This window comes from bacterium, from assembly GCA_024226335.1.
In the GTDB taxonomy this organism is placed as follows: Bacteria; Myxococcota_A; UBA9160; order SZUA-336; family SZUA-336; genus JAAELY01.
In genome coordinates, this window is sequence record JAAELY010000318.1 from 24,644 (window position 1) to 50,657 (window position 26,014).

General features: G+C 61.9%; 19 protein-coding genes and 1 pseudogene. 14 read left to right on the forward strand and 6 right to left on the reverse strand.

Features of this window, described 5'->3' with window-relative positions; translation table 11 throughout:
• Positions 1-305: 305 nt before the first annotated feature.
• The 10 genes from dnaE to GY725_16785 all read left to right on the forward strand — a co-directional run bounded on the left by dnaE (position 306) and on the right by GY725_16785 (position 12,551).
• Entirely contained in the window at positions 306-3,788 is a 3,483-nt protein-coding gene (dnaE, locus tag GY725_16740) for a DNA polymerase III subunit alpha (protein ID MCP4005840.1), read from the forward strand.
• Positions 3,773-4,960 (forward strand): hypothetical protein, encoded by a 1,188-nt coding sequence (locus GY725_16745; protein MCP4005841.1) that lies wholly within the window; start codon positions 3,773-3,775, stop codon positions 4,958-4,960. The genes dnaE and GY725_16745 overlap by 16 nt, the downstream gene beginning before the upstream one ends.
• Before the next feature lie 273 nt (positions 4,961-5,233).
• Positions 5,234-7,168 carry a threonine--tRNA ligase gene (gene thrS / locus GY725_16750; protein MCP4005842.1) on the forward strand — a complete coding sequence of 645 codons (1,935 nt, stop codon included), beginning with the start codon at positions 5,234-5,236 and terminating at the stop codon, positions 7,166-7,168.
• Positions 7,155-7,880 carry a translation initiation factor IF-3 gene (locus GY725_16755; protein MCP4005843.1) on the forward strand — a complete coding sequence of 242 codons (726 nt, stop codon included), beginning with the start codon at positions 7,155-7,157 and terminating at the stop codon, positions 7,878-7,880. The genes thrS and GY725_16755 overlap by 14 nt, the downstream gene beginning before the upstream one ends.
• On the forward strand, positions 7,873-8,070 hold the full coding sequence (gene rpmI, locus GY725_16760) for a 50S ribosomal protein L35 (protein MCP4005844.1): 198 nt from the start codon (positions 7,873-7,875) through the stop codon (positions 8,068-8,070). The genes GY725_16755 and rpmI overlap by 8 nt, the downstream gene beginning before the upstream one ends.
• 12 nt (positions 8,071-8,082) lie before the next feature.
• Positions 8,083-8,436, forward strand: a complete 354-nt coding sequence (rplT, locus tag GY725_16765) for a 50S ribosomal protein L20 (protein MCP4005845.1) — start codon at positions 8,083-8,085, stop codon at positions 8,434-8,436.
• A 13-nt stretch (positions 8,437-8,449) separates the two neighbouring features.
• On the forward strand, positions 8,450-9,442 hold the full coding sequence (gene pheS, locus GY725_16770) for a phenylalanine--tRNA ligase subunit alpha (protein MCP4005846.1): 993 nt from the start codon (positions 8,450-8,452) through the stop codon (positions 9,440-9,442).
• The gene (locus tag GY725_16775; protein ID MCP4005847.1) at positions 9,439-11,847 is read left to right on the forward strand and encodes a phenylalanine--tRNA ligase subunit beta; all 2,409 of its coding nucleotides are present in this window, start codon (positions 9,439-9,441) and stop codon (positions 11,845-11,847) included. The genes pheS and GY725_16775 overlap by 4 nt, the downstream gene beginning before the upstream one ends.
• Before the next feature lie 24 nt (positions 11,848-11,871).
• A complete protein-coding gene (locus tag GY725_16780; protein ID MCP4005848.1) occupies positions 11,872-12,174 on the forward strand; it encodes an integration host factor subunit alpha in 303 nt (100 codons plus the stop codon).
• Complete coding sequence (locus GY725_16785) at positions 12,174-12,551, forward strand: MerR family transcriptional regulator (GenBank protein ID MCP4005849.1); 378 nt, start codon at positions 12,174-12,176, stop codon at positions 12,549-12,551. Before GY725_16780 ends, GY725_16785 begins: the two co-directional genes overlap by 1 nt.
• On the opposite strand, the gene GY725_16790 is transcribed toward GY725_16785, so the two are convergent.
• Entirely contained in the window at positions 12,548-12,910 is a 363-nt protein-coding gene (locus tag GY725_16790; protein MCP4005850.1) for a histone, read from the reverse strand. The two genes, GY725_16785 and GY725_16790, sit on opposite strands and share 4 nt — an antisense overlap.
• Positions 12,911-13,056: 146 nt before the next feature.
• Here GY725_16790 and GY725_16795 point away from each other — a divergent pair, with 146 nt between their 5' ends.
• The gene (locus tag GY725_16795) at positions 13,057-16,143 is read left to right on the forward strand and encodes an AAA family ATPase (GenBank protein ID MCP4005851.1); all 3,087 of its coding nucleotides are present in this window, start codon (positions 13,057-13,059) and stop codon (positions 16,141-16,143) included.
• A 208-nt stretch (positions 16,144-16,351) separates the two neighbouring features.
• On the opposite strand, the gene GY725_16800 is transcribed toward GY725_16795, so the two are convergent.
• On the reverse strand, positions 16,352-16,981 hold the full coding sequence (locus tag GY725_16800) for a trypsin-like serine protease (GenBank protein MCP4005852.1): 630 nt from the start codon (positions 16,979-16,981) through the stop codon (positions 16,352-16,354).
• Positions 16,704-17,537 (reverse strand): trypsin-like serine protease, encoded by an 834-nt coding sequence (locus tag GY725_16805; protein ID MCP4005853.1) that lies wholly within the window; start codon positions 17,535-17,537, stop codon positions 16,704-16,706. The genes GY725_16800 and GY725_16805 overlap by 278 nt, the downstream gene beginning before the upstream one ends.
• Positions 17,538-17,868: 331 nt before the next feature.
• Here GY725_16805 and GY725_16810 point away from each other — a divergent pair, with 331 nt between their 5' ends.
• Entirely contained in the window at positions 17,869-18,414 is a 546-nt protein-coding gene (locus GY725_16810) for a hypothetical protein (protein MCP4005854.1), read from the forward strand.
• Between the two features lie 379 nt (positions 18,415-18,793).
• Here the strand turns inward: GY725_16810 and GY725_16815 are convergent.
• Both GY725_16815 and GY725_16820 read right to left on the reverse strand, forming a co-directional pair.
• Positions 18,794-21,517: pseudogene (locus tag GY725_16815) on the reverse strand (hypothetical protein).
• Positions 21,518-21,670: 153 nt separating this feature from the next.
• Positions 21,671-22,537 carry a class I SAM-dependent methyltransferase gene (locus tag GY725_16820; GenBank protein ID MCP4005855.1) on the reverse strand — a complete coding sequence of 289 codons (867 nt, stop codon included), beginning with the start codon at positions 22,535-22,537 and terminating at the stop codon, positions 21,671-21,673.
• Between the two features lie 158 nt (positions 22,538-22,695).
• Here GY725_16820 and GY725_16825 point away from each other — a divergent pair, with 158 nt between their 5' ends.
• On the forward strand, positions 22,696-23,565 hold the full coding sequence (locus GY725_16825) for a PaaX family transcriptional regulator (GenBank protein ID MCP4005856.1): 870 nt from the start codon (positions 22,696-22,698) through the stop codon (positions 23,563-23,565).
• A gap of 18 nt (positions 23,566-23,583) precedes the next feature.
• Positions 23,584-24,486, forward strand: a complete 903-nt coding sequence (locus GY725_16830) for a fatty acid desaturase family protein (protein MCP4005857.1) — start codon at positions 23,584-23,586, stop codon at positions 24,484-24,486.
• Between the two features lie 12 nt (positions 24,487-24,498).
• On the opposite strand, the gene GY725_16835 is transcribed toward GY725_16830, so the two are convergent.
• A complete protein-coding gene (locus tag GY725_16835; protein MCP4005858.1) occupies positions 24,499-25,527 on the reverse strand; it encodes a transporter in 1,029 nt (342 codons plus the stop codon).
• Between the last annotated feature and the right edge of the window lie 487 nt (positions 25,528-26,014).

The following is a 26,014-nucleotide window of genomic DNA, read 5'->3' on the forward strand; positions in this document are numbered from 1 at the left end:
CGGGATCTGAGAGCTTCGAACTCCCCGGGGCCGGCGTGACAATCCCTTCGTTCGCTTCGCTGGTCTGGCGATGGATGAGTCACTGTGGGGTAGGTTGCTTCGCTCTTGACGCTCACTCCGGGAAACGTCACGCCGGACCGGGGGTCGCGTGGCTTGGGTCTCTCTCTTTTTGCGGGGTCTTCGGCCTTCCGGGGTGAGGATCGGGGCTTCTGAGTGCGCGATCCGGGCGTTCGAGGCTCTCCGGGACCATCCCCCCGCGCAGGCGCGGGATCCTCACGCTAGACTTGGGGTGACGGGGGTGAGAATTGGGCAACGCTTCGCGCTTTGCGCACCTGCATCTGCATACGCAGTACTCGATTCTGGACGGTGCGATCGGGATCGAGAAGCTGGTCGAGCGCTGTTCTGCGCTCGGAATGCCCGCCGTGGCCATGACCGACCACGGAAATATGTTCGGCGCCGTGGAGTTTCACGAGACCTGCGTGAAGCACGGCATCAAGCCGATCATCGGCTGCGAAGTCTACGTGGCTCAGGGTTCGCGCTTCGAGAAGGACGCCTCGACGGGCGGTTTCAACGGGATCAACCACATGATCCTGCTGGCGATGAACGCCACCGGTTACGGAAATCTGATCCGACTGGTTTCGAAGGGATTCCTCGAAGGGTTCTATTACAAGCCAAGGATCGACATGGAGCTTCTGCAGAAGCACTCCGAGGGTCTGATTGCCACTTCGGGCTGCCTCTCGGGAGCGATCCCGTCGGCGATCAACAACGGGAACATGGATCGGGCCTGGGAACTGGTCGAGACCTACTCGCGCCTGTTCAAGGACCGTTTCTATCTCGAGTTCCAGCGCCACGGAATTCCGTTACAGGAAAAGGTCAACGCCGAACTGCTCGCCATGCACCGCGATCTGAAACTGCCTCTTCTGGCCACCAATGATTGTCATTACCTGGCCTGCAACGATGCGCACTCGCACGAAGCGCTGCTCTGTGTTCAGACCGGCAAGCTGCTCGACGATCCCGATCGCTTCCGTTTCGACGGCCAGGGCTTCTACGTCAAGGATGCTGACGAGATGCTCGAGGTCTTCCACGACGTGCCCGAGGCGGTGACCAATTCCATCGAGATCGCCGAGCGCTGCAATTTCGAACTCGAGACGGGGCAGAACTATCTGCCCGACTTCGACGTACCGGCGGGGCAGACCACCGAGAGCCATCTGCGCCAGATGGTGGAGCGGGGCATGAAGTCCCGGCTGAACCTCGAACCCGATCAACCCTTGAGCGGCGAGCACGAAGAGTATCGAACCCGCATCGACTACGAACTCGATGTGATCAATCAGAAGGGGTACCCGGGCTACTTCCTGATCGTCTGGGACATGATCCGTTTCGCGCGCGAACGCGGGATTCCGGTCGGTCCCGGCCGCGGTTCGGCGGCGGGTTCTCTGGTCGCGTATGCGCTGAGTATCGTGGACATCGACCCGGTCGGGTATCGGATCCCGTTCGAGCGCTTTCTGAACCCCGAGCGCATGTCGATGCCCGACATCGACATCGACTTCTGCATGAACCGGCGCGCCGAGGTGATCCGCTACGTCGAAGACCGGTACAACGGCGAAGGCGAAGACGGTCGGAAGGTCGCGGGCATCGTCACCTTCGGAACGATGCAGGCCAAGGCGGCGATTCGCGACTGCGGACGGGTGCTGGGCATGCCGTTCGCCGACGTCGATCCCGTGGCCAAGCTGATTCCCGACACACTCGGAATCGGACTCGACGAAGCTCTGGAAGAGTCGAAAGAACTGCGCAAGAAGATCGAGTCCAGTCCGCAATTGACCGAGATGTTCAATCTCGCCCGCTCCTTGGAGGGGCAGATTCGCAATCCGGGGCGCCACGCGGCGGGGATCGTGATCTCTTCGAAGCCGTTACTCGATACCGCGCCGTTGTATCGCGATCCCAAGTCGAAAGAAGTCGTCGTCCAGTTCGACTACCGCAACGCCGAGAAGGTGGGGCTCATCAAGTTCGACCTTCTGGGGCTGCGCACGCTCACGATCATCCAGGACACCGTCGATCGCATACGCACACACCACGACCCGGACTTCTGCATCGAGACCACCGATCTCGCCGATACCCTGACCTACGATCTGCTCTGCGCCGCCGATACCGATGGCGTGTTTCAGGTGGGGCAATCGACCGGAATGACCGACGTGGTGGCGCGCGCCCAGCCGCGCCATTTCAGGGATGTGATCCCCCTGGTCGCGCTGTACCGCCCGGGTCCCTTGAAGTCGGGCATGGTCGACGACTTCATCGAACGTCGCCACGGCCGCAAGCCGGTCAGCTATCTGATTCCGGCTCTCGAAGAGGTCTTGTCCGAAACCTATGGCGTGATTCTGTATCAGGATCAGGTTCTGCAGATCGCCAACAAGGTCGCCGGCTATTCGCTCGGCGAGGGTGATCTGCTGCGCCGCGCCATGGGCAAGAAGATCGAATCCGAGATGGAGGCGCAGCGCGTGCGCTTCGTCGAAGGATCCGTCGCCAACGGCCATCCGCAAAGGCAGGCGGCACAGTTGTTCGATCTGATCTTCCAGTTCGCGGGTTACGGCTTCGGCAAGGCTCACTCTGCGGCCTACGCGTTGATCACTCATCAGACTGCGTACCTGAAGGCGCACTATCCCGCCGAGTTCTATGCGGCCTGCATGACCTGTGAGTGGAAGGACGGAGACAAGCTCGATCGTTACATGAAAGACGCCGCGCGCCGGGACATCGAGATGAAGGCGCCGTGTGTCAACGAGAGTCGTGCCGAGTTCAGTGTGACCGACGAGGGTCGCGCGGTCCGTTTCGGCCTGGCGGGCATCAAGAACGTCGGCGATGGGGCGGTCGAGGCGATCGTCTCGGCTCGCAGTGCAGAGGGTCCGTTTCAAACCCTGTTCGATTTCTGCGAGCGCATCGACACCAAGAGTACGAACAAGCGCGTGATCGAGAGCCTGATTCGCTGCGGAGCTTTCGACTTCACCAAGGCGACGCGAGCATCGCTCTGGGAGGCGCTCTCGGGTGCGATCGAGCGAGGCCAGCGCACCCAGCGCGATCGCCTGCTCGGCCAGGGCAACCTTTTTGGCGATGCAGAGGCGGGCGCGGTTCCCAAGCTGCCCGAAGTCACCGAGTGGCCCGCAGCGCAGCGCCTGGACGGTGAAAAGGAAATGCTCGGCTTCTATATCACCGGACATCCACTCGCGGACCACGGCCGGGTTCTCGACCTCTTTTCGCGCTTCCCGCTCGACGGTTCGCCTACCGATCCCGGCGCGCGCAAGGATGCCTGGCTCGGTGGAATTCTGGTCGGATTCAAGACACAGAAGACTCGTAAAGGCGACCTCATGGCCCGCGCGCAACTCGAGAACATGAGCGGTACTCTCGGCGCCGTGTTCTTTCCGAAGACCTACGAGAAATTCGCACCGCTTCTGAGGGCCGAGGCGCGCCTGTTTCTCAAGGGCAACCTCGCCAGCGAATCGGAACGACCGGAGCTTCACGTGGACGAGGTGATTCCGCTGGAGGAAGCCTGGAGCCGCTGCACCACGCGCCTCGAGTTGCGAATTCCGGGTGAGGGCGCGACTCCCGAGCGGCTCGCGAAACTGCGCAGCCTGCTCGATCTCGTGCCCGGACCCGTACCCGTTGGCGTGGAGCTCAAACTTCCCAATGGCGCGGAGGCCATTCTGGACCTGAAGCGGCACCGGGTATCGGTCAGCGATGAACTCGTGACCCGCGTGGAGAGTCTGTTTGGGGAGGGGGTGGTGGCATGTCTCGTTTCCTGACGCGCCTCGGGCGGATCTGTTTCCTGGTCGGACTTGCTTGGGTTGCGAGCCCCGTCGCACACGCCCTTGAGCCAGTGACGATCGAAGTCGATGGAATCGTGCCCGCAGAGGTCGAACGCGGTGGCTCGCCGCGCGACCGCGCCTTCGCCGAAGCCATGGTCGAAGCGGTTTTCCTGGTGGGCCTGCGCTTTCTACCCCCCGAAGCGGGAGAGCATGGGGGCGACTTGCGCGAGCTCCTGCGCCCGCGCGCTCCGGAATTCGTGTTGAGCTATCGCGTCGCCGGTGCACTCCGGCAGGAGATGTCGCTCGAAGATGATTCCGAGCAGGTTGTCTTACCGGTGCGCGCGACGGTCGACGCGGGTCAGCTGCGCGCGTACCTGGAGACTCTGGGACTGTTGGAATCCCCGCGCGAGAAACCCTCGGTGGTCTTGTTCCTCCGCCTGGACCGGGGCATTTCCGGCGACCCGCGCCCCGCGCCGCTGGTCTCGCTCGAACGCTTCCTGCAGGACCGCCTGTCGCAACAGGGGCTGGTCGTGGTCGAGCCGGCTCTTCGGGCCAATCGCGAGATCCAGCCCGAGAGCGCACTCGCGCTGGGCCGCGATCTGGGAGCAGATGTCGCGCTCGACGTCGCCCTCAGCTGGCGGCCGAAAGACACGGGCAGCCGGGTCAAGGGCGGAGTGGCCGAGGTTCGGGTCAGGGCCGTCCGGGTCGGGGATGGCACCGAGCTGGCATTGGCCCGCTTCGAGGGCGCCGGCTACCACGATCACAGCGAGGAAGCCTTTGCCCGGGGCGTCGGAGCGGTGCGCGAGCAGCTGGTCGACAACGTGATCTTGCAGCTCGATCGCAACTGGCAGGCCCTTGCGGAAGAGAGCGGGGCGGTCGAGGTGCGTCTGTTCGGAGTTTCGAATCTCCTGCAGGTGACGGCCGTCCGAGGGGCCCTGAAGCGCGATTTGGGCGCCGATCGAGCCGCTCTGATGGAAATGAGCCCCGGAACCGCGTTTCTGCGGGTCGAGGGAGCGCTGTCTCCTGGGGCCCTCCAGGACCGCCTGGCGGCCCTGGAATTCTCGGGATTCCGGCTCGAGCCGGTGCTGGTGGAGGCCGGCCGGGTCGAGCTTCGAGTAGAGCCTGTGAGCGCGCCAGCGATGCCCCAGGATCCCTCTGGAGTTCAATAGTGGCGGGTCCGGTCGGGGCGCTGCGCGCCGCGCAGCCCCAGAGTCATCTTGCTCGGCCCGATCAAATTGACACCGAAACCCGAAATTGGTATTGAATTCGCCGGTTTAGGGGAACGCTTCGAGGTTGATCTGATCTCCTTTCACACCTTTACATCCAGGTCTGTATTTAGTCCGGACGACTCCCTTGTTTGAAGGGCGAAGCCGCCGGTCCGTGCGAGCGTTGCTGTGGGGGCGAGACTGCCGAACTGGCTCGGTCTCGTTCTGCGTGAGCAGATGAGTGCGCAAGAAATTGATTTGACGCTTCCCGACGGCACCGTCGTAACGGTTCCGAACGGCACCAGCTCGCTCGAGGTTGCGCAGAAGATCGGTCCCGGTCTTGGTAAGGCCGCGCTTGCATCACAACTCGAAGGTGAATACTGCGATCTGCGCGCGCCGCTTCGGCGCGGTGGTGCATTCCGCGTGATCACCGCGCGCGACCCCGATGGTGGCGAAGTGATTCGACACTCGGCCGAGCACGTGATGGCGGATGCGGTCAAGCGACTCTGGCCGGAAACTCAGATCGATGTAGGTCGCAGCGACCACAGCGAGAAGTTCCAGTACGACTTCGATATTCCCACACGCATCGGTCCCGATGACCTCCCGCGCATCGAAGCGGAGATGAACCGCATCATCGAAGAAGACCTGCCGTTCGAGCGCGACGAGATCGAGCGCGAGCAGGCCAAGCAGTTATTCGAATCGATGGGCGAGCATCTCAAGGTCTCGCGTATCGACGATATTCCCGACGATCAGACGATCACGGTATTCCGAAACGGCTCCTTCGCCGATCTGTGTCGCGGACCCCACGTCCAGCGCACGGGCCAGATCGGCGCATTCAAGTTGACCGAGCTCGCGGGGGCCTACTGGCGTGGCGATGAATCCAAGCAGATGCTCCAGCGCGTCTACGGCATCGCCTTCAAGGACAAGAAGGAACTGAAGGCGCACGAGCGTCTGCAGGAAGAGGCGCGCAAACGTGATCACCGGCGCCTCGGACAGGAACTCGACCTCTTCCTGATCCACGAATGGGCACCGGGTTCACCCTTCTTCCTGCCCAAGGGCCTCCGGCTCTACAACAACCTGGTCGAATACGTGCGCGGGCTCTATCGGAAGTACGGATTCGACGAGGTGATGGCGCCGCAGCTGTTTTCCGCAGAACTCTTCAAGGTTTCCGGTCACTACGAGAACTTTGGCGAGGACATGTTCCTGATGCCGGGAGCCGACGAAGGTGAGGAAGTCGGTCTCAAGCCGATGAACTGTCCGGGACATTGCCTGATCTTCCGCGCACGACCGCGTTCCTATCGCGAGCTTCCACTGCGCCTCGCCGAGTTTTCCCGGCTGCACCGCAACGAGCGCTCTGGGACTCTCCACGGTCTGACGCGAGTGCGCACGTTTGCCCAGGACGATGGACACATCTACTGCGCCCCCGATCAATTGCGCGACGAGATCGATCGGCATATGGAGATGACCGCGGAGATCTACCGCGATCTTGGTTTGAGTGGAGTCGAGATCGCCGTGGCGACCCGGCCCGAGAAGTTCATCGGGGATCCCGACGAATGGGAAAGCGTCCAGAAGATGCTCGTCGATGCGGTCGAGCGCGCCGGCTACGAGTGCGGCATCAATCCCGGCGAGGGAGCGTTCTACGCTCCGAAGATCGAGTTCAATTTCCGCGATGCGCTCAAGCGCTCCTGGCAGTTGGCCACGGTGCAGATCGACATGGCGATGCCTTCGCGCTTCGAGCTCAAGTACGTGGGCGCCGATGGCAAGGAGCACGAGCCAAAGATGGTGCATCGCGCCATCCTGGGTTCGTTGGAACGCTTCATCGCGGTCTATCTGGAGCACACCGGTGGCGATCTGCCACTCTGGCTTGCGCCTGTGCAGGTTACGGTCCTGCCGGTATCGGACAAGCACACAGACTATGCACAGAAGGTGACTCGCACGCTCCAGGATGCAGGCGTGCAAGCGCAGCTCGATGCGCGCAATGAGACGTTGAATTATCGCGTACGCGGCTCGGAGACACAGAAGATTCCGTATATCCTTGTCGTCGGAGATCGCGAGTCAGATGACGGAAGTGTGACGGTTCGCCGTCGACACAAGAAAGGCCAGGAAAGTTTTCCGGTCGATGAGTTCAGAAGCAAGATAGAGGAGGAGATTCGAACGCGTGGGATTTCGTAGACGCCGTTGGCGAGAAGTAGCACCCGAAAAGGACAAGATTCGAGTCAATCGTGCGATCCGCGTTCCAGAAGTGCGGGTCGTGAACGAAGATGGGCAGCAGCTCGGTGTGATGCCCACAGATGCCGCCCGCGATATCGCAGGGCGGATCGGCTTGGACCTTGTCGAGATTTCCCCGAATGGACAACCGCCGGTCTGCAAGATCATGGACTACGGGCGGTACAAGTACGAGCTCCAGAAGAAGGCTTCGTCACAGAAGAAGACCCAACACCAGAGCCAGTTGAAGGAAGTGAAGTTCCGACCGCGGATCGATGAGCATGATCTCGACTTCAAGCTCAAGAACGCGACGCGTTTCCTGATGGATGGCGACAAGGTGAAAGCCACAGTGATGTTCCGCGGCCGAGAGATCGTTCACCAGAACATCGGGCGGGAGCTTCTGGTTCGCGTGACGGAGAGATTGGCGGAGATCGCAAAACCGGAGAGCCGGGCTCAGATGGAAGGGCGCATGCTCAGCATGATCTTCGCGCCAGACCGAGCCGCGATCGACAAGCTCAAACAGCAACAAGAAGCCGAGCGAGGGGCCGAAGGCGGCGAAGAAGCCGCCGAGGACAAATCCGACAAGAAAGCACGACGATCCGATCGGGCGCCAGCAGAACACGCTGAAGCTCCGCTCGAGGTCGAAGAGACGAAGAGCGAGGAGGCCGAAGGTGCCTAAGATCAAGACGCGACGCGCGGTGGCGAAACGGTTCCGGAAGACCGGTACCGGAAAGCTGCGCCGCTCGCAGGCGTTCAAACGCCACATCCTGACCAAGATGAGCAGCAAGCGGAAGCGGCAGTTACGCGGGACGACGATCGTCGCTGCTGTCGATGCGCCGCGTTTGAAGCGACAGCTTCCTTACCTGTAGAGGGACATTGAAATGAGAATCAAACGAGGTGTCACGAAGCACCGACGCCACAAGAAGATCCTCAAGCTGGCTTCGGGTTTTCGCGGCTCGCGCAGCAAGCTGATCCGACCTGCGAGGCTCGCTGTAGAGAAGAGCCTGATCTATGCCTATCGCGATCGACGCCAGAGAAAGCGACAGTTCCACCGCCTGTGGATTGCCCGCATCAATGCCGCAGCTCGCTCGAACGGGCTTACCTACAGCCGTTTCATGCACGGGTTGAAGCTGGCGGGTGTGGAAGTCGATCGGAAGATTCTCGCGGATCTGGCCGTCGCGGAGCCGCAGGCGTTCACCGAGCTGGTCGAAGTCGCGAAGTCGAAGGCCGCCTGAGGCGGATTCTGGAATGTCGACCGAACTCGAGAATCTGGCCGAACTCGAGAAGCAGGCGCGCGCAGCGATCGCCGGGGCACCCAACGCCCAGGCGTTGCGCGAGGTGCGCGCTGGCTTCCTGGGTCGCAAGGGTTCGGTCTCCGAGATGCTCCGCCGCATCGGATCGATCGAACCGGCGGAACGAGGCGCTTTCGGCCAGGCGGTCAATGCCAGCAAAGAGCGCATCGAGGAGTGGGCTCAAGCGCGTCAACAGGAACTGGAGAGCGAAAACCAGAACCGCGTGCTTGCCGAGCATCGTCTCGACGTAACGCTTCCGGGCTCGGCACCGTCTCGGGGTCACTATCACCCGCTCACCGTCATCGAACGCGAGATGGCGGATTTCTTTGCCGGCCTGGGCTTCTCGATCGAAGACGGTCCAGAAGTCGAGACGCAGTACAACAACTTCGAAGCCCTCAATATCCCCGAAGATCATCCCTCGCGCGATCTACAGGACACCTTCTTCGTCGAGGGGGGTCCAGTGCTGCGCACGCATACTTCACCCGTGCAGATCCGCGCGATGGCCGGGCGTGAGCCGCCTTTCCGTTTCATCGCACCGGGACGCGTGTACCGCTACGACAACGACGCCACGCACTCCCCCATGTTCCACCAGATCGAAGGCTTTCTCGTCGACGAGAACGTCACGTTCGGCGACCTGAAGGGAGTGCTGTTCGCCTTCGCGCGTCACATGATGGGTGCGGACGTGAAGCTGCGCTTCCGGGCACACTTTTTCCCGTTCACCGAGCCGTCCGCCGAGATCGATTTTTCATGGCAGGATGGTTGGCTCGAATGGGGTGGCTGCGGAATGATTCATCCGCGGGTGCTGGGCAACTGCGGGATTGATTCGGAGCGCTGGCAGGGTTTCGCGTTTGGCATGGGTGTGGATCGCACGGCCATGCAACGCTTTGGGATTCCCAACATCCATCGTTTGTTCGACGGTGATGTACGCGTGCTGGAGCAGATCGCATGAAGTTTGCTCTCGGCTGGCTCGCGGAGTACATCGACCTTCCCGTTGGGGCGGAAGAGCTCGCCGAGCGTTTGACGGTCGGTGGCCTGGAAATCGAAGGCATCGAGCGCACGGGTCCGGATCTGAGCGGTGTGCGGGTCGGTCACGTCCTGGAACGCGCCAAGCATCCCGATGCCGACAGTCTTTCTGTATGCAAGGTCGATCTGGGAGATGGAGAACCCGTCGATATCGTGTGTGGTGCACCCAATGTAGCCAGCGGCCAGAAGGTCGCGGTCGCATCTCCTGGATCCCGGTTGCCCGACGGCACCAAGCTCAAGAAGACCAAGATCCGCGGTGTGGTGTCGCGCGGCATGATCTGTTCGGATCGCGAGCTGGGTCTGGGCGATTCCCACGAAGGCATCAAGGTTCTGCCCGACGAGGCGTCCCTTGGGGCGCCTCTCACGGAAGTCGTCCCCGCAGGCGATATCGTACTCGATGTGGAGATCACCCCGAATCGCGGCGACTGGGTGTCGATGCTGGGAATGGCCCGCGAGGTGCGCGCGCACTACGGGGGTGAACTGCGCATTCCGGACTTCGCCGTTGCCGAGGTCGGCCGCGCTACCTCGGAAGACATCTCGATCGAGATCGAAGACTCCGATGGCTGCTTCTGCTACGTCGGCCGCGTGGTGCGCGGTATTACAGTCGGCCCGTCCCCCGAATGGCTCGTGGCGAAACTCGAGGCGGCCGGATTGCGCTCGATCAATATCGTGGTCGACGTCACGAATCTGGTCCTATTGGAGTTCGGGCAACCGCTGCACGCTTTCGATCTTTCGACTCTGCGCGACTCGAAAATCTGTGTGCGTGCTGCGAAGCAGGGTGAGAAGATCCTCACGCTCGATGATCAGACGCGCGAACTTTCGGTGAGTGACCTGGTGATCGCCGACGCCGAACGCGCGATTGCCATCGCGGGTGTGATGGGCGGATCCGAGACGGAGGTTCGCGACTCGACGAGCGATGTACTGATTGAATCGGCGCATTTCCAGCCCGCGCGTGTACGCCGCACGGCGCGCCGACTGGGGTTGCAGACCGACGCGTCGTATCGCTTCGAGCGCGGAGTGGATGGCCAGGGTATTGCCCGTGCCGCGGATCGCTGCGCGACCCTGCTGGCGGAACTCGCGGGAGGCAGTGTTTCGAAGGGGCGCGTGGAGGCCAGGGGAGGGGATTTCCAGCATTGCGATGAAGTAGAGCTGGACCCGAAGCGGGTAAACCGTCTCCTGGGAACGAAACTCTCCACGGAAGAGATCACAGCACTGCTTGCGCGCCTCGAAATTCGAGCCTCTCTCTCCGGTGAAGGTCGATTGTGTTGCTCGATCCCTAGCCATCGCAACGACCTGGCGATTCCGGCAGACATCGTCGAGGAAGTGGCGCGCATCTACGGCTACGACCAGATCGAAACGACCCTGCCGATGGCCCAAATCGAGCCCGTGTCCCGCCCACGCGAAGCGGTGATCTCCGCTCGTGTTCGCGACAGCCTCGTGGGAAGCGGCATGCTCGAGATGCGTTCCTTCCCGGGCATGCAGCCGGGGGATCTCGACGCGCTCCTGCTGGCCGAAGACGATCCTCGACGGCGCGTGGTGCGGCTGGTCAACCCGATCAGCGAAGAAGAAGGCGTCTTGCGCTCGACTTTCCTGCCCTCAATTCTGCGCGCCACTTTGCGCAATCTGTCTCATCAGGTGGATCGAGTGCGGTTGTTCGAGGTCGGTCGCCTGTTCCTCGACGAAGATGGCCGGGAACTCCCGAATGAACGCAACACGGTCGCGGGCGTGCTGACCCGGGGCCAGCGTTCGAGCCTCTGGGAACCGGCACAGGTTCCGTCCGTGTTCTTCGAAGCGAAGGGGATCGTCGAGCGCCTGCTGGCTGAACTGGGCTTTCGCGCGCGCTTCCACTCGGGCACGAGTGCGACCTACCTGCATCCGGGCGCGAGCGGTGAATTCTCCGTAGGCAAATCGCCAAACGCGCGGGTGGGAGAACTCCATCCAAAGGTCGCAGCGCACTACGACATCCACGTGCCTGCTGCGATCTTCGAAGTCGATCTCAAAGAGCTGGAGGGACTCGGAGTCCGTCCAGTTCGCTTCCGCGACGTTTCTTCCCATCCCGCGGTACAACGCGACATTGCGGTCGTCGTGGGAACGGATCAGCCAGCGGGCGAAATCCTGGACGAAATCCGCAAAACGGGTGGGAACCACCTGGTAGAGGTCAGTTTGTTCGACCGATACGAGGGCAAGGGTATTCCAGAAGGCAAGGTGAGCCTGGCCTTCCGAATGGTGTTTCAGAGAGCGGACAGAACCCTGACCGACGCCGAGGTTTCCAAAAGTACCGAGAGGGTCGTTCAGATGCTGTCAAACCGTTATGGCGGCGAACAACGCTAGACCGCCGGGTGAGAGGAGAGAGCCATGACCAAAGCCGATATCGTCGAGACGATCTATGAGCGAGTCGGTTTCTCGAAGAAGGAATCGGCGGAACTCGTCGAGACAGTCTTCGACGTGATCAAGGAAGCGCTCGTCAATGGTGAGAAGGCGAAGTTCTCGGGCTTCGGCAACTTCGTCGTCCGTGAGAAGAACGCTCGGAAGGGGCGCAATCCACAGACGGGCGAAGAGATTCAGCTCGAGGCCAGACGAGTGTTGACCTTCAAGCCGAGCCTCGTGCTCAAGACGGCCCTCAACGAAAACCCGGTCTCGCCGGAGGAGTTGTCCTGATGATTGATGAGATTCGACGACAGCTCGAGAAGATTCCGCAGAAGACTTACTACCGGATCGGTGAAGTCGCGACGATAACGGCCATTAAACCCTATGTGCTGCGCTTCTGGGAGACGGAATTCACGGCCATGGCTCCGCCGAAGTCTCGTTCCAAGCAACGCATGTATCGGCGCAAGGACATAGAGACCATCCTCACGATCAAGCATCTGCTCTACGACGAGCGCTTCACGATCGAGGGCGCGCGCAAGCGTCTGGTCGAACTCGCACGAGAGCAGCGCGCGCAAACGGATCCTCAGCAGATCCGTCTGCGCACGAGTGCTCTGTCGCAGATTCGCGCAGAGTTGGTTTCCCTACGCGAGCTGATCGCTCCTAACTAGTTCCCAGAACCGAGGAGCGTCTGGCGTCGCCGTGCCAGCGCGGCCGCGATCGGATTCGTCTGAACGCCGCTCGTTGGAACGGCCCGCCTGCGCACACCTGCAGCCTTCTTGGGAGGAGCCGTCTTCTTTCGCGCGCTGGTCTTCTTGGGAGGAGCCGTCTTCTTTCGCGCGGTGGTCTTCTTGCGAGGAGCCGTCTTCTTTCGCGCGCTGGTCTTCTTGCGAGAAGCCGTCTTCTTTCGCGCGCTGGTCTTCTTGCGAGAAGCCGTCTTCTTTCGCGCAGTGTTCTTCTTGCGAGAGGCCGTCTTCTTTCGCGCGCTGGTCTTCTTCTTGACTGTCTTCTTCCGTCTTTTCGCTGCCATTTTCCCCCCTGTTCTCGTACCCCGGCGGATTCCGGTTCAAAATCGGCTGGGAATATACCTCCGACGACGCGCTGCGCGATGTTTGCGGGCGTTTTGCCGCAAATTTTCCGTCACCTGAACGGTTCGAACCACTACAAACATATGGGATGTCTGTTCTCTACGAGTTTCTCGACTGCGAGTTGGACGAGAGCCGCTACCAGCTTCGCCGGCAAGGCCAGCCGGTCGAGCTGGAACCCAAGGTTTTCGAGGTTCTGGCCTATCTGATCCGAGCTCGGGATCGGGTGGTCTCGAAACGCGAACTCCTCGACCGGCTTTGGCCCGATCGGATCGTCGGGGAATGGTCCCTCACGCGCTGCATCTCCCTCGCGCGAAAGGCCGTGCACGACAACCCCTCCCGCCAGTCGATCATCCAGACCGTGTACGGGCGAGGCTATCGCTTCGTAGCCGAAGTGACCGATCGCACGAGCGCTGGAACGGTTGCCGGGAGCGCTTCGATCTCCGAGGTCTCCATAGCCCCTGTGGCCCCCGATGATCCGTTCGTAGGCCGAAGTGCCGAACTGGCGGAAGTCGGGCTAGCACTCGATTCAGCGCTCGCCGGGCGGGGGCGGTTGGTGTTCTTGCTGGGCGAAAACGGCATCGGCAAGAGTCGCCTCGCCCAAGAGGTCGCGTCCATTGCCTCTGAAGCGGGTGCGGTCGCCCGCCTCGGGCAATGCTGGGAGGTCGAGGGAACTCCGGCCTTCTACCCCTGGATGCAAATCGTATGCGATGAGGCGCGCTCTCGCGGTGGGCGAGCCACGCGACTGCTCATGGGGCGCCGCGCCGCCGAGATCACGCGCGTCGTTCCCGACCTTCACGAGATTCTCGATGATCTCGCCGAAGCGCCTGCCCTCGAGCCTCTCCAGGAGCGCTTTCGCGTATTCGAGGCAATCACCTACTTCCTGAAGCGCTCCGCAAAGGAACGACCTCTGGTTCTGCTTCTCGACGATCTGCAGCGCGCCGATATTGGCTCGTTGCGCCTGCTCGAGTTCTTATCTCGCGAGATTTTCGACTCCCGGATCCTGATGATCTGCAGTTACCGTGAAGCGGAGCTGAACACCTCAGCAGAGCGGGCGCGCATGGTGGCTGAGTTGAGTCGCAGCGGGTCCGCACAGCAGTTCCGACTCGGTGGGTTGACTGTCGCGGACGTCCGGGCGTTTGCCGCGCAACTGCCGGGACCGCCGGCGAGCGAAGACCTGGTTGCCGTGCTGCACCGGCATACGGGCGGCAATCCGTTCTTCTTGAAGCAGATGCTTCCGCTCGTGGCCGGAGATGCCGAGAACTCGTGGCTCGATCCCGATCACGAGGTGCGATTGCCCGAGGGGATGCGTCAGGCAACCCTGCGCCAACTCGACGGCCTTTCTGAAGACTGTCGCACGGCTCTCATCGAGGCTTCGGTCATGGGCTGCCGTTTCGACTCCGCCACCCTCGCCCGGGCATCGATGATGGATGAGGCGAAGCTGCGCGAGTATTTCGACGAGGCCGAGCGGGCCGGAATCGTTATTGTCGATCGCGAGGATCCCGGGCGCTTCGAATTCGCCCATGGGATCGTGCGCGATACGCTATACGCGGATCTGGCTGCGAGCGAACGCTCAGCTTCCCATTGCCGCCTGGGCGAAGCGATCGAAGGCATGGTTTCTCCCGGAGAAGGTGGGCGAGTCGCCGAACTCGCCCGCCACTTCGCAGAGGCGGCCGCATCGGGTGGGGAGAAGAAGGCCTTCGACTACGCGATTGCTGCCGGTCGCTGGTCGACGGACGGTGGCGCCTTCGAAGAAGCCTGTCGCTTCCTCTCCAGTGCGCTCCACCTTGCGGAGCGGATCGAATCGGTCGATGAGGGCCAGCAATGCGATCTACTGCTGGACCTCGGCGATGCCCAGATGCACTCGCGCGATGTATCGTCGGCGCGCGATACGCTTCAACGCGCGTCGGTTCTGGCGCGCCGCCTCGAAGACCCGGAGCGCCTGGCGCGGGTCGCGCTCGGGGTGTCGAATTCGTATATGCCGCTGGCGCGAGCGATCGTCGACGAGCGCATCGTCTCCTTGCTCGAGGAAGCCCTCGAGGCGCTCGACGAGGGCGATAGTTCCTTACGCGCACTGACACTCTCGAGCCTGGCCGGATCTCTGTACTGGTCTGGCGTTCCCCAGCGCGTCGCGCAACTCGTCGAAGAGGCGCTCGAGATGGCCCGACGCCTCGATGATCCACCGACGCTTCTGTTCACTCTGAGCGTCGCGCTCATCACCAATCTGGGACCGGACCTCATCGAGCACAGCATCGATCTGGCAGAAGAAGCCGTCCGCCTGGGCGAGCAGGTCGGCGTCAAGCGCGAGTACCTGGACGCGCGAGTGCAACGCATGATCGCGTTGTTCTCCACGGGAGAGTTCGAGACCTTCGATCTGGAACTCCGCAAACTGGTGAGCTTGACCTCCGACATGTGCGCGCCCGAGGCTCATGAGTTCATTCCCTTCTTCGAAGCGACGCGGGCCATCATGTCGGGCCGATTCGAGGCCGCAGAGGGCTTTGTCGATGAGTTGCTTGCCCGATCTCGGCGGATGCAGGACGAGGTTGGAAACACCGGCTTCGGAATGCAGGTGCTCTCACTGCGAGGACTTCAGGGGGCCTCGGAGGAATACGTCGAAGTTGCGCGCAATCTCGCCGAGCACCACACATCCGTTCCCTTGTTCCGCTGCGCGCTGGCTCGCGGTTACTGCGACCTGGATCAGCCGGGACTGGCTCGTGGCGAGGTCGACCGGCTGGCAGCACGGGACTTCACGGGTATCTACAAGAACATCAGCTGGTTGTGCGAGATGGCGCTTCTGGCGGAAACCTGTGCTTTGCTGGGCGACGAACCCCGCTGCCTGGCTCTGTACGAGATTCTTTCACCCTACGCACATCGCTACGTAACGAGCGGGGCCGTTCTGTACATGGGTTCGGTTCAGCGTTACCTGGGCGTGCTGGCGACGGTTCTGCGTCGCTTCAATATCGCAAGCGGGCATTTCCTGGCGGCTGAGGAAATGGAATCCCTCGCGGGGGCCCGTCCGTGGATGGCGTGGGCGCAGAATGAGCGTGCGCGAATGCTGATGATCCGGAATCGCGATGGGGACCGACTGGAAGCAGAGGCGCTCGCGGCTCGAGCGCTCGGGACGGCCCGGGATCTGGGAATGCGAAGTCTCGAGCGTCGCGTTCTCTCGATCTCCTGAGCCGTTTTTCGAGCGTCATCCGTCGGGCATCAGATTCTGATCGTTCGGGTCGCCCGCGGAGCATCCACTTGTCAGGATTCGAATGGTTCCCTAATGATTCCGGCTATTTGGATCACCGAGCTGCGCGCAGGCCCACTCACCGATAGAGGGAGGCCAGGTGTTATTTCAGCATCCAGCACGGCGAGGTATTCGAGGATCGAAGGCGACGCTATTCCGTGTATGGGAACGCCGGAATGCTGGTGATATCAAACGAACTGGCGGTCAGCTGATAGCGACCCGCACCGGCCGCGCGCGAAACCAGGATGTGCCAGTTGCCGCCCGTGGGTTTGTCGAAGAGGCAGGCGTCGAACTGACGCGAGTTGGTGATCCCGCAATCGAAAATACTCGTTGTAGGAGGCGATCCGGCCTTCACGTAGAGATCGAAGTCAGCCGTACCGTCGTCGATTGCATTGATGGTTATGCGCAATTCTTCGCTACCCGGATGCAAGACGATGGAGTGGGTCTCTTGCGGGTTTCCCGCACTGAGATCTCCAGAGAACGAGCTGACGGCGACCTCCGAATCACCGACCTGAGGCAGAACCCCGCAACTCGTCTGTCCGATCGTTCCAGTGTTGTTCTGGATCCAGGATGCGTAATTGAAGACGTTCATGTCGAAGGACTGGTCGTTCGCCTGGCAGTCCGCCGCGAGGCCCCCCGAGGTCGCTCCGGCCAGGACCGCACCGCCGCCGAAGTCTACGAACAGCGGCCCGCCAGAGTCGCCGGTGCATGTATTGGAGTCGCTCCCGGGCGGCCCGATGGGAGCTTCGAAGTTCCAGCAGACGGATTTTGTGCTCGACACGCCCGGCGTACACGAAGCAGTCGTCACGCTGCCGGCTCTCTTGATTCCTTCGTCCAATACCTCCCCCCGTGCGGCCAAAACCCGCGATCGTGCCACTGGCGCCCAACGGGGGCGTCTGAATGGTGTTGATGGGTGTCGGGCGGATGCCTGTAACCGCTGTGGAGAGCTTGAGGACCGCTACGTCGTCGTCCGGGAAATACAGATCTGGATGCACTGTGACGCTATCGACCGCGAACAGACCGGCGTGCTGCAGGAACACCGTGTAGTTCGAAGGATCGGGCGCACTCGCGCCCTGACAGGTCGAGCCCAGGCCGTCGCATACGCAGTGCGCTGCCGTCAGGACCTCGTCACAACCGATCAAAGTCGCGCTGCAGACCGTCTGCGCACTGAACGGATCGCTGCCTTCGAGCAGCGCTGCGGTCGTCTCGAAGGTCTGCGTCTCCGTGCCGTTGACGATCTGTGGTTGGGGCGAGCGCGGGCGGGCGGTTCCCGCCGAAACCAGCAGCGCACCGGCGAAGGCCGCGCAGAGGATCGCCTTATGTGTTCGGACTCGCATCGCACACCCCGTAATGGCCAAACGAAGTGGCCGGAAGTGGCCGGAAGTGGAACTGGACGCGCACCAGGCGTCCGGTCGAAGTGCGGTCCGCAGAACATCTCTTTCCGCATTCCGCATCGTCGAATCTGCAGAGCAGAGCAACATGTCGCCGGTCCGGGTGTCAAGCATTTCCAGAGGGGTGCCCGGGCGATGAGCGGGTCCGGTCTCGGTTCATTCTTCCTCCTTCTGTGAACCGGGGCCGGACGGATACGCAGCTGGGCTCGTCTCCGCCTGTTCCCGCGCGAGAAAGCGCGTTACTCCTTCTTGCTCGGATTTCGCAGGAGGGAATCGAGTGAGCGGGCAGAGTCCTGAAAATCAGAGCGGCTCGTTGCGCAAGTTTGCGGGCGTGGTCGGCCCGGCCGTCGTCCTTCTGGTTCTTTGGTTCGGCTGGCAGATGCTCTCTCCCGGTGAGGACGAGCCCGTCGCACAGGTGCGGGAAACTCCAGAACTCGGCACCTCAACGACCGGAGAGGTGGCGAGCAAGGTGCAGGGAGCGCGCACCAAGAGCGCTGATTCCGGGGAGGCTGTAGACCAGTTGACGCTCGCACCGCACGGCCGAGTGACACTGGAGGCCGCGCGGATTCCAGTGGACCAAGCGTTCGCAGTCGTTCTGGAACTCAACGAAGCCTCTCCGGACACCGAACCTCTGGAAACTCTGATCCTGGCCGAGGACGGGCGCAAGATCGAGACGACCTCAAAGGTGAACGAAACCGATCGCAAGACCGTACGCCTCGACGTCGCCCCCGATTTCCTCGTGCCCGGTCGCTACATGGTGCAGATCCGCACGAAAGAGGCCGACCCCTTTCCCCTGATTCGCTATGTGATCATCGTTCGTTGAGCGATCAGTCCAGCCGGAACGCCTTTCGCCGCCGCTTCAGTCCGAGCAAACCCAGCAACAAGCCGAGGAACACGATCGCGATGCTGCCGGGCAGTACGGGAATGCTGGTGATACTGGGCATCGAGAGCGGATCGGTCGGGTCGGAGCCCGCCGCTACTTCGACGCCGTCGTCGAAGCCGTCGTCGTCGGTGTCCATGTCGAGCGGATTGGTTCCCGTGTTGTTCGGGTCCACGTAGATCAGCGTAAACGTCTCGACCTCGTCGAGCAGGTTGTCGTTGTCGTCGTCTGGATCGCAGGCGTCACCCATCGTGTCGCCGTCAAAGTTGTCCTGGGTGGGATTCGAAATAGACGGACAGTTGTCGACTCCGTCGAAGTCCAGGTCCTCGTCGCGATCGATACCCATGCGTTGTCCGGAACCCGGAGGCGTGCAGGTGTAGGTCAGAGGGCCCTCGGAACTGGCGAGCAAGCGCATATTTGGGTCGTCGATCGTGTTGCCCAGGTCGTTGCGGAACAACCCGCCCGACTCGCGCACCCAGCCGCGTTCGACGCCGCCCACACTGCCTTTCGCGATCAGATCGCACTCCGTGACGGTTCCACCCAGGATCAGCGAATCGAAGGAAGTCGCCGCGCGAGCGATCAGAAGGTCGATGCGGGGATCGACGACTCCGGAGTTGGTCGAAGTCAGCGTTACCTGCTGCCCGACGATCGGCGCCAGGTCGGAATCGAAGGCCAGTGCGAAGTCGGACACTTGCCCGACCTCATTGGGATCCAGTGTGAAAACGGCGCTGGAGACAAAGCTCTCGACTGTGTCGATTGCGCCATCGTGCAGATAGCCGAAGCCGCGCACCTGGTCTCCCTGGTGTGAACCTCCGGTCGAGAGTCCGAACATGCCGATCTTCTGATACAGGTTGCGCATATGGGCGACCTTGAAGGTCTGGGTCTCACCCTCGAAGGTCTGCTCACCGCCGGATCCGAAGAATCCACTGGCTGGGTCCAGGCTGTGGCAACCGTCGCAGTCTTCTACCGTGTCCGTGGCATCGGGGTCGAGGGGGCCGCACTCGGTCGCGCCGGGGCCGCAACTGAAGAACACGTCGAAGCCGGCCTGTTCCGAAGAGTTCAGCGAGTTGTCCAGTGCGCGCACAGGGTTGGGAGGCAGCACGATCTGCAGTGCGAAATCGGAAAACAACTGCATGTCGTTGGGATCGATCACGCCGTCGTGTCCGACCAGACCTTCGAATGCGACGATGAAGTTGCGGAATGCCGGATCTTCAGCGCACGGCGCGCCCGTTGCCTCGGTGCAGGGATCCAGACCGAAGAAGCCGTCGACCCGATCGCCGCGCCAGTGCATGGCGCCGTGGGTCGCCAGGCCGCGCAGGGTCTGGGTGGTCATGGGACCCTTCATCGGGTGGAAGGACGTCCCTTTCAATCCGTCGAGGAAGATCGTGGCCGAGGGTTGGCTGTTGGTCGAAACTCCGCCGTCCGGATCGCCCAGATTCCAGGCGATGCTGTCGAGATCCCCGAAGATGTGACAACTCGAGCACGAGGCCTCGCCGTTTCCCGAAGTGATGCGTGCGTCGTATAGGAATGGACGGCCATCGAGTACCGACGATGGCTCCGGGTTGTGCAGCGCGTGCGTCTCGAGCGTCGCCTTCGTGCTCGGGTTGATGACCTGCACGGAGTTGTCGAAACGCGTCATCACGTAGAGGCGGTTGTTCGTCTCGTCCAGGATCAGGCCGGTGGGGCCACCACTCGTGGAGATGTAATTCGCGCTCTCCGTGGTCGGGTCGAAGTTTGCGGTGAAGTTCGGATCGTCGATGCTGCTGACCGGAAATACACCGATCGTTCCGGATCCGAAGGCCGCCACGTACATCGTCGCGCCGTCGCTCGAAATGATCGGTTGCAGCGGCGTGGCCAGGCTGTGGTCGATCTGATTGGGGTCGATCAAGCTGTTCGGGTCGGTGTGCAGGTACGAGTAGTTGATGTGTTTGTTCAGATGCCTGGGCGAGATCACTCCGCTATTCGGATCGATCACCGTGATGCGCGACTCGGACAGATGCCCCTGAACGGTCGTGCCGCCGTGGTTGCCCGGGCCTTCGAAGCGCACGTCATTGGGCAGTTCCGTATTCGTGACGAAGAGCTTGCCGGTCGTCGGGTGGACCGCGATGTTGAACAGGATCGTGCCAACTGAATCGAACTCCTGGATCGAACCCGGAGCCAGGGTATTCGCGTTGACCGAGAACACGTCGTGGTCGGGCAGGTTCAGGTTGACGTTGCTGTCCCAGATGGTGCCGCTCACGTCGCGCCAGTTCACACCGTCGTATTTGACGATCACGCCTGTTTCGGGAGCGGTGACCAGGGCCGCATTATTACTGGGCCCGGGAACGCCGCCCGCACCGAAACCGTCGGGAACCACGGTTTCAGCGATCACCGTAGTCTGGTTGCCCGAGTGGAAGGCAGCTGCGTAGACGGTATTGCCGTCCGGACTCACCGCCAGCGCGCGGGGTGTGTCCGAGAAGAAGGTCACGATGCCGACGGGCGTGCCGCCGATCGTGCTGCCGAGACTTGTTCCGTCGAAGACCCACACATCGGCGCGATCGACACCGGCCGTCTTGAGTTGCGGGTCGCCATCGTCCGAGCCGAGCCCCGTTACGGGGTCGAGTGAGGCATCCGTCCGGTGCTGTCCGCGATGCGCGGTGGTGATGAAGGCGCGGTTGCCGCTGGTGCCGGCAAATACGATGTCGCGCGGTTCGTCACCGACCAATAGTGTGCGCACGACCTGGGGTGGGGTCTGCGTCATGTCGATGATGCTGACGCTATCGGACAAGTGATTGACTACCCAGATCTCGTCGTTGGTGCGCGCGGCCACAGCCACAGGTTCCATACCCACCGGGATCGACTGAACGTGCGTCAGGGAACCCGAGGCGACGTCGAAGACCTCGAGACGATTATCCGGCGTGTTGACCGCGAAGACCTGGCTACCGTCCGGAGACAGGGCCAGAGGTCGGACGTGGCCGCTCTCGAACGTCAGAAATGAAGTCTGGGCGGCGGCAGAGCCGCTAAACGCAAGCAAGCCCGCGATCAGCCAGCAGACGAGTCTGGTCATCGATTTCCCCTTCCAAGTGGTGCCATCGTCCCACTCGGTGCCCTGAGGGTCAAGGAAAGAGCGAATTGGCCAGCGAGAAGCAGAAAACCGTCCGCACGCGCCATTTTCGGGGACTCAATGCCTGAGAAGCTCGCCGCGGAACGCGAGTCTTGATCAAGACTCGATCTTGCGAAACGCCCACCACTTCAGATCGTCCCCGGGGTAGGGGAGGCTCAGTCCTTCCGGGATCACATCGGCGAGACGGGCGAGGCTCGATCCACCGGGCAGTTCTCCCAGCTTGAGACGCAGAAGCGATTTGGCATGGCCCGCTTCGATCCACTTGGGCATTCGGCCCCAGCGCACCAGGGTCAGGTCGTGATCGGCCATCAGCTTCACCAGTCCGTCGTGATGGTAGTAGTGGAGAACGCTCGGGGGGCTGTACTCGTGCCAGCCCGAGCCGAACATCCGCGCGGACAGGCTCTTGCGATCCCAGGACTCGATCAGGCAGTAGCCTTTCGCGCGCGTCAGGCGAGACAGGTGGCCCGCCGCTGTGTGCGGGTCGACGAAGTGTCCGAGAACCTGGATTGCGCAGACGAGGTCGTAGCGCTCGTTTGTTTCGAAGGATTCCAGACTCGCGGCTTGCACGTCGAGTCCGAGTTCGCTCACAGCAAACTGCGCCATCCTGCGATTAGGCTCGATTCCCTTCGCCGTCCATCCGTTGGCGCGAAAGCCGTCGAGGATGAAGCCCGCGGCGGCGCCGACGTCGAGGACACTCCCCGGTGGCCCCAGTGATTTCATCAATCGCGCATAGCGTTTGCCCCGACGGGTCAGGGAGCGTCGTTCGCTCAGATAGTCGGGATAACCCACGCCACCACCCGTGAAGTAGTCATCGTCGTACACGGACGAGACGTGGCTCGATGGGGCAGCGAAATCCGCAAAGCGATGCTCACAACGACCGCACTCGAGAATCGAAAATTCTCCCTTGCGAAAAATGGGCAGGGCGTGGTTCGTGCAGAGTGGGCAGGTGTGAGACTCGGGCATGGCTCTATCGCTGGCGGGTCGTGAAGTTCCCGCCGCCAGAAAGCGAGGGATCGCTGTGGGAGCACACTAGCGTCTCCGGAAGGCAGATACTCGGTCCGGTGGCTGGATATTACAGCAATTGACAAAAGCGGTCCTGGTATGTAATATTCCGGACAACCATGGTCCAGCGATCGAAGCAAGCCTCACGCGCGGTGATCTCCGCGAAAAGCCTCGCGATCGATCTCCTCTCGACCATGCCCGCCCGCTATCCCGTGCCCGTGGGTTCCTTGATTCACGCCGCCGGAATTCTCGGGATCGCCGAGAACAGCATGCGCGTTGCTCTGGTCCGATTGCGAGAGCGCGGACTCGTGGAGTCCGATGAACGCGGGCTCTACAGGCTTGGAGCAAGCGCAGGCCCTGTCAATCGGCACGTTCTTTCGTGGCGTTCGATCGAAGAGCAGATTGGCCCCTGGGACGGCTCGTGGGTTGCGCTCGAAGCGGCGTCGAGTTCTGCGGATCGGGGCGCCACACGCCGACGCCAGAGGGCGCTGCATCTGATCGGCTTTCGCCCGCTCACGCGAACGCTTCACGTTCGCCCGAACAACCTCAATGGTGGCGTCGATGCGATGCGCCAGCGTCTCGATACGCTCGGTGCTGGGCACGGTCCGGTGTTTCAGCTTTCGGAGTTCGATGCCGAGACCGAGACGCTCGCACGCGAACTCTGGAACGCTCGAGCGTTGGAGGTCGGTTACCGGAAGACCTGTGCGTCGCTCGAGGCGAGCGCAAAGCGAATGCCCGGCCTGTCGAATGAGGAGGCCATGTCGGAGTCCTTCCGCCTGGGCGGTGAAGCGGTTCGTCAGATCGTTCTCGACCCGCTACTGCCGACTCCGATTATCGATACGAAGGCACGGCGTGCTCTGGTCAAAGCGATGCAGCGCTACGACCGCCTCGGGCGCCGCTACTGGAGTGCCTGGGCCGGGGAATCGGTTGAACTTGAACGGAGCCCGGCGGCGGTCGGGCAGATGGCGTCGGGCCTTTCGCCCGTATAGGTATAGGAGAAGAACAAGATGAAGATCAGCGACGTAGCTACCCCCGAGGATCTGGAGCGATTCACCGCGCGGAGCAGCTGGAAGGCGGCCGGTGCAATTGCCTTCAACTGGCTTTTCATCGCGGCGATCTTCACCGGCGTTGCGCTCTGGCCCTCTGCACTCACGGTTCTGATCGGCATCGCCCTGCTCGGCGGGCGCCAGCTCGCATTTGCCGCGTTGATGCACGACTGTGGGCATTCGATCTTGTTCTCGGGCCCCCGGGCCAATGCGATCATCGGCCAGTGGCTCTGTGCCTATCCGATCCTTTCGGATCTACCGCGTTACGCCCAGGGGCACCAGCGACATCACGCGTTTGCGGGTACAGACAAGGATCCGGATCTGCCCAACTATCAAAGTTATCCGATCTCGCGAACAAGCTTCCTGCGCAAGGTCGCGAGAGACCTGACCGGCCAGACGGGTTGGAAGGCGCTGCGTGCAACCTGGCGTCGCGGCCGAGGAGGGATCCTGCGTGCGCCATGGAATGGCAACGCGCTATTGGGTCATGTGCTGGTCCACTCGGCGATGTTTGGCGTGCTCTACGCTCTGGGCCACGGATTGCTCTATCTGATGTGGCCGGTCGCGTATCTGACCTCCTATATGTTGATCGCCCGCTTGCGCCAGGTCGCCGAGCACGGCGGGGTCCCGGATCTATTCGATCTGGACCCGCGCCAGAACACTCGCACGACCTACGTGCGCGCCTGGGAGCGCTTGTTCGTCGCTCCCTTTCATTTGAACTACCACCTGGAGCATCACTTTCACGCGGGTGTTCCGTGTTATCACCTGGAGGAGTTTCATCAGTTCTTGAAGGCCAAGGGGGCCTACGACGCGATGGAGTTTCCTCGCGGTTACGACGCGCTCCTGTCAAAGGTGGTGGTTGCGTAGGGGAAGCCGGAGTCAGAGTCCCTTTCCAAACGAATACTGCCATCCGAGCGTGAACATCCACTTGGTCTCCAATTGGGGACCGTCGAGGGATTGATAGATCGGACGTCCGACCTCGATTGCCAGACGATGGTTTTCGAGTGCGCCCTGAAGAGCGATGTTCGTGCCGATCAGCAGATCGAGCCGGGAGCCTCCGCGATGTCGCGGATCTGCGGTTGGAACCATCGTGGAAGTCAGTGCGCTATCGCGGCCGTGGATGTCGTCCCATTCGCGCCAGGCCAGGCGCACGGAGCCACTCGCCGTGTGGATCAATCGGCGCGAGAGCCAGGCTGTGACCTCGTAGGCGTTGCCCAGACGGTAGTCCTTGTTGTTGGTTCCGAGTCGACCCGTGAGTTGAGCCTGTCCGCCCCATGAGAGTTCGTCGCGCTTTCCGCGATAGGTGATTCCCGGAAGCAGATCGACGGTTCCGGAACCGATCTGCATCGGATAGGGAAGCCGAACCCGGCCCGACGGAGTGCGATCCTTGTGAGTGATCGAGCCGGTCGGGAGGCTCAGTCCGAGATGCAGGTGAGCGCTGTGGTCATCATCCACCCAGAGTTGGTAGAGCGCACTCACCTTGATGTCTCCCAGACCGTCGGATGACGTCTTGAATCCGGCACCCATCCTGCGCACGTGGTCCATTTCAAGCCGGACCATGGGCAACATCGCCATCAGCGATACTTGCGGTGTCAGGCCGTACATGGCCCCTAGCATGTGCATCTCCATCGTCATGCTTCTCGGTGCGATCATGTAGTCGCCAAGTACCTGACTCGTGCTCTCGCGATCGGTTCCGTCGAGGTTTCCGGACATTCTCATGCGCATGTAGCGATAAGAGACCATCAGCTCACCGGTGTGGTGCAGGTGATCGCCCATCACTCCGATCGGTCCGTGGTCATTGGAGTGATGGGCGTGAACGGCCGCGTGGGCCAGGGTCGGTGTCAGGGAAAGGCTCAGAAGGACCGTCAGCAAGGCTGTCCGGTACGAGAGGAATCTGTAGATCTTCATGCTTCCTTCTTCCGCGAGATGCAGAGATCTCGCGCCATGGGAACCCACGGGCGTATCCTCGGATACGGCCATGGACCCGTTCTGATCGAGCACGTCTGCCGGTTTCCGATTCAGTAGGTGGAAACTCGACAGCGGTGAATTCGCCAGCGGTTGGCCAGAGGCCAGACCGCGAGCCCGCACTTTTCACCACGGGGCTACGGCGGTGGCCTCCCGTCACACTCTTGCAAGGGGAATCACCGCCCGGTCCTCGACCTGGCGTTAGCTACGCCAGCCGCTCCGAACGACGGTTTCTCCTGCGAAAGTGCGAATCTGCAGCGACCCGCACGCAACCATGGCAAGAACTGCGAGCTAGGGAACCTCTGCACAGGGAGGCTGCGGCTGCGAAGCGCGATGCATCCGCCTGCGCTGCGTCGCGCGACCCTCTGCAGATCTACGGATCTGCGATCGGATCACGCTTCTTGCTCAGGCGGCGACTCCCGCTTCTCGC

What these genes read in the sequence shown, in the direction of transcription:
- GY725_16775 (MCP4005847.1), top strand. Translation starts at nt 9,439, where the DNA reads ATGAAGTTTGCTCTCGGCTGGCTCGCGGAGTACATCGACCTTCCCGTT.
- GY725_16820 (MCP4005855.1), bottom strand. Translation starts at nt 22,537, where the DNA reads ATGCCCGAGTCTCACACCTGCCCACTCTGCACGAACCACGCCCTGCCC.
- thrS (MCP4005842.1), top strand. Translation starts at nt 5,234, where the DNA reads ATGAGTGCGCAAGAAATTGATTTGACGCTTCCCGACGGCACCGTCGTA.
- GY725_16790 (MCP4005850.1), bottom strand. Translation starts at nt 12,910, where the DNA reads ATGGCAGCGAAAAGACGGAAGAAGACAGTCAAGAAGAAGACCAGCGCG.
- GY725_16785 (MCP4005849.1), top strand. Translation starts at nt 12,174, where the DNA reads ATGATTGATGAGATTCGACGACAGCTCGAGAAGATTCCGCAGAAGACT.
- pheS (MCP4005846.1), top strand. Translation starts at nt 8,450, where the DNA reads ATGTCGACCGAACTCGAGAATCTGGCCGAACTCGAGAAGCAGGCGCGC.
- GY725_16835 (MCP4005858.1), bottom strand. Translation starts at nt 25,527, where the DNA reads ATGAAGATCTACAGATTCCTCTCGTACCGGACAGCCTTGCTGACGGTC.
- rplT (MCP4005845.1), top strand. Translation starts at nt 8,083, where the DNA reads ATGAGAATCAAACGAGGTGTCACGAAGCACCGACGCCACAAGAAGATC.
- GY725_16805 (MCP4005853.1), bottom strand. Translation starts at nt 17,537, where the DNA reads ATGCGAGTCCGAACACATAAGGCGATCCTCTGCGCGGCCTTCGCCGGT.
- GY725_16825 (MCP4005856.1), top strand. Translation starts at nt 22,696, where the DNA reads ATGGTCCAGCGATCGAAGCAAGCCTCACGCGCGGTGATCTCCGCGAAA.
- GY725_16745 (MCP4005841.1), top strand. Translation starts at nt 3,773, where the DNA reads ATGTCTCGTTTCCTGACGCGCCTCGGGCGGATCTGTTTCCTGGTCGGA.
- GY725_16780 (MCP4005848.1), top strand. Translation starts at nt 11,872, where the DNA reads ATGACCAAAGCCGATATCGTCGAGACGATCTATGAGCGAGTCGGTTTC.
- GY725_16795 (MCP4005851.1), top strand. Translation starts at nt 13,057, where the DNA reads ATGTCTGTTCTCTACGAGTTTCTCGACTGCGAGTTGGACGAGAGCCGC.
- GY725_16830 (MCP4005857.1), top strand. Translation starts at nt 23,584, where the DNA reads ATGAAGATCAGCGACGTAGCTACCCCCGAGGATCTGGAGCGATTCACC.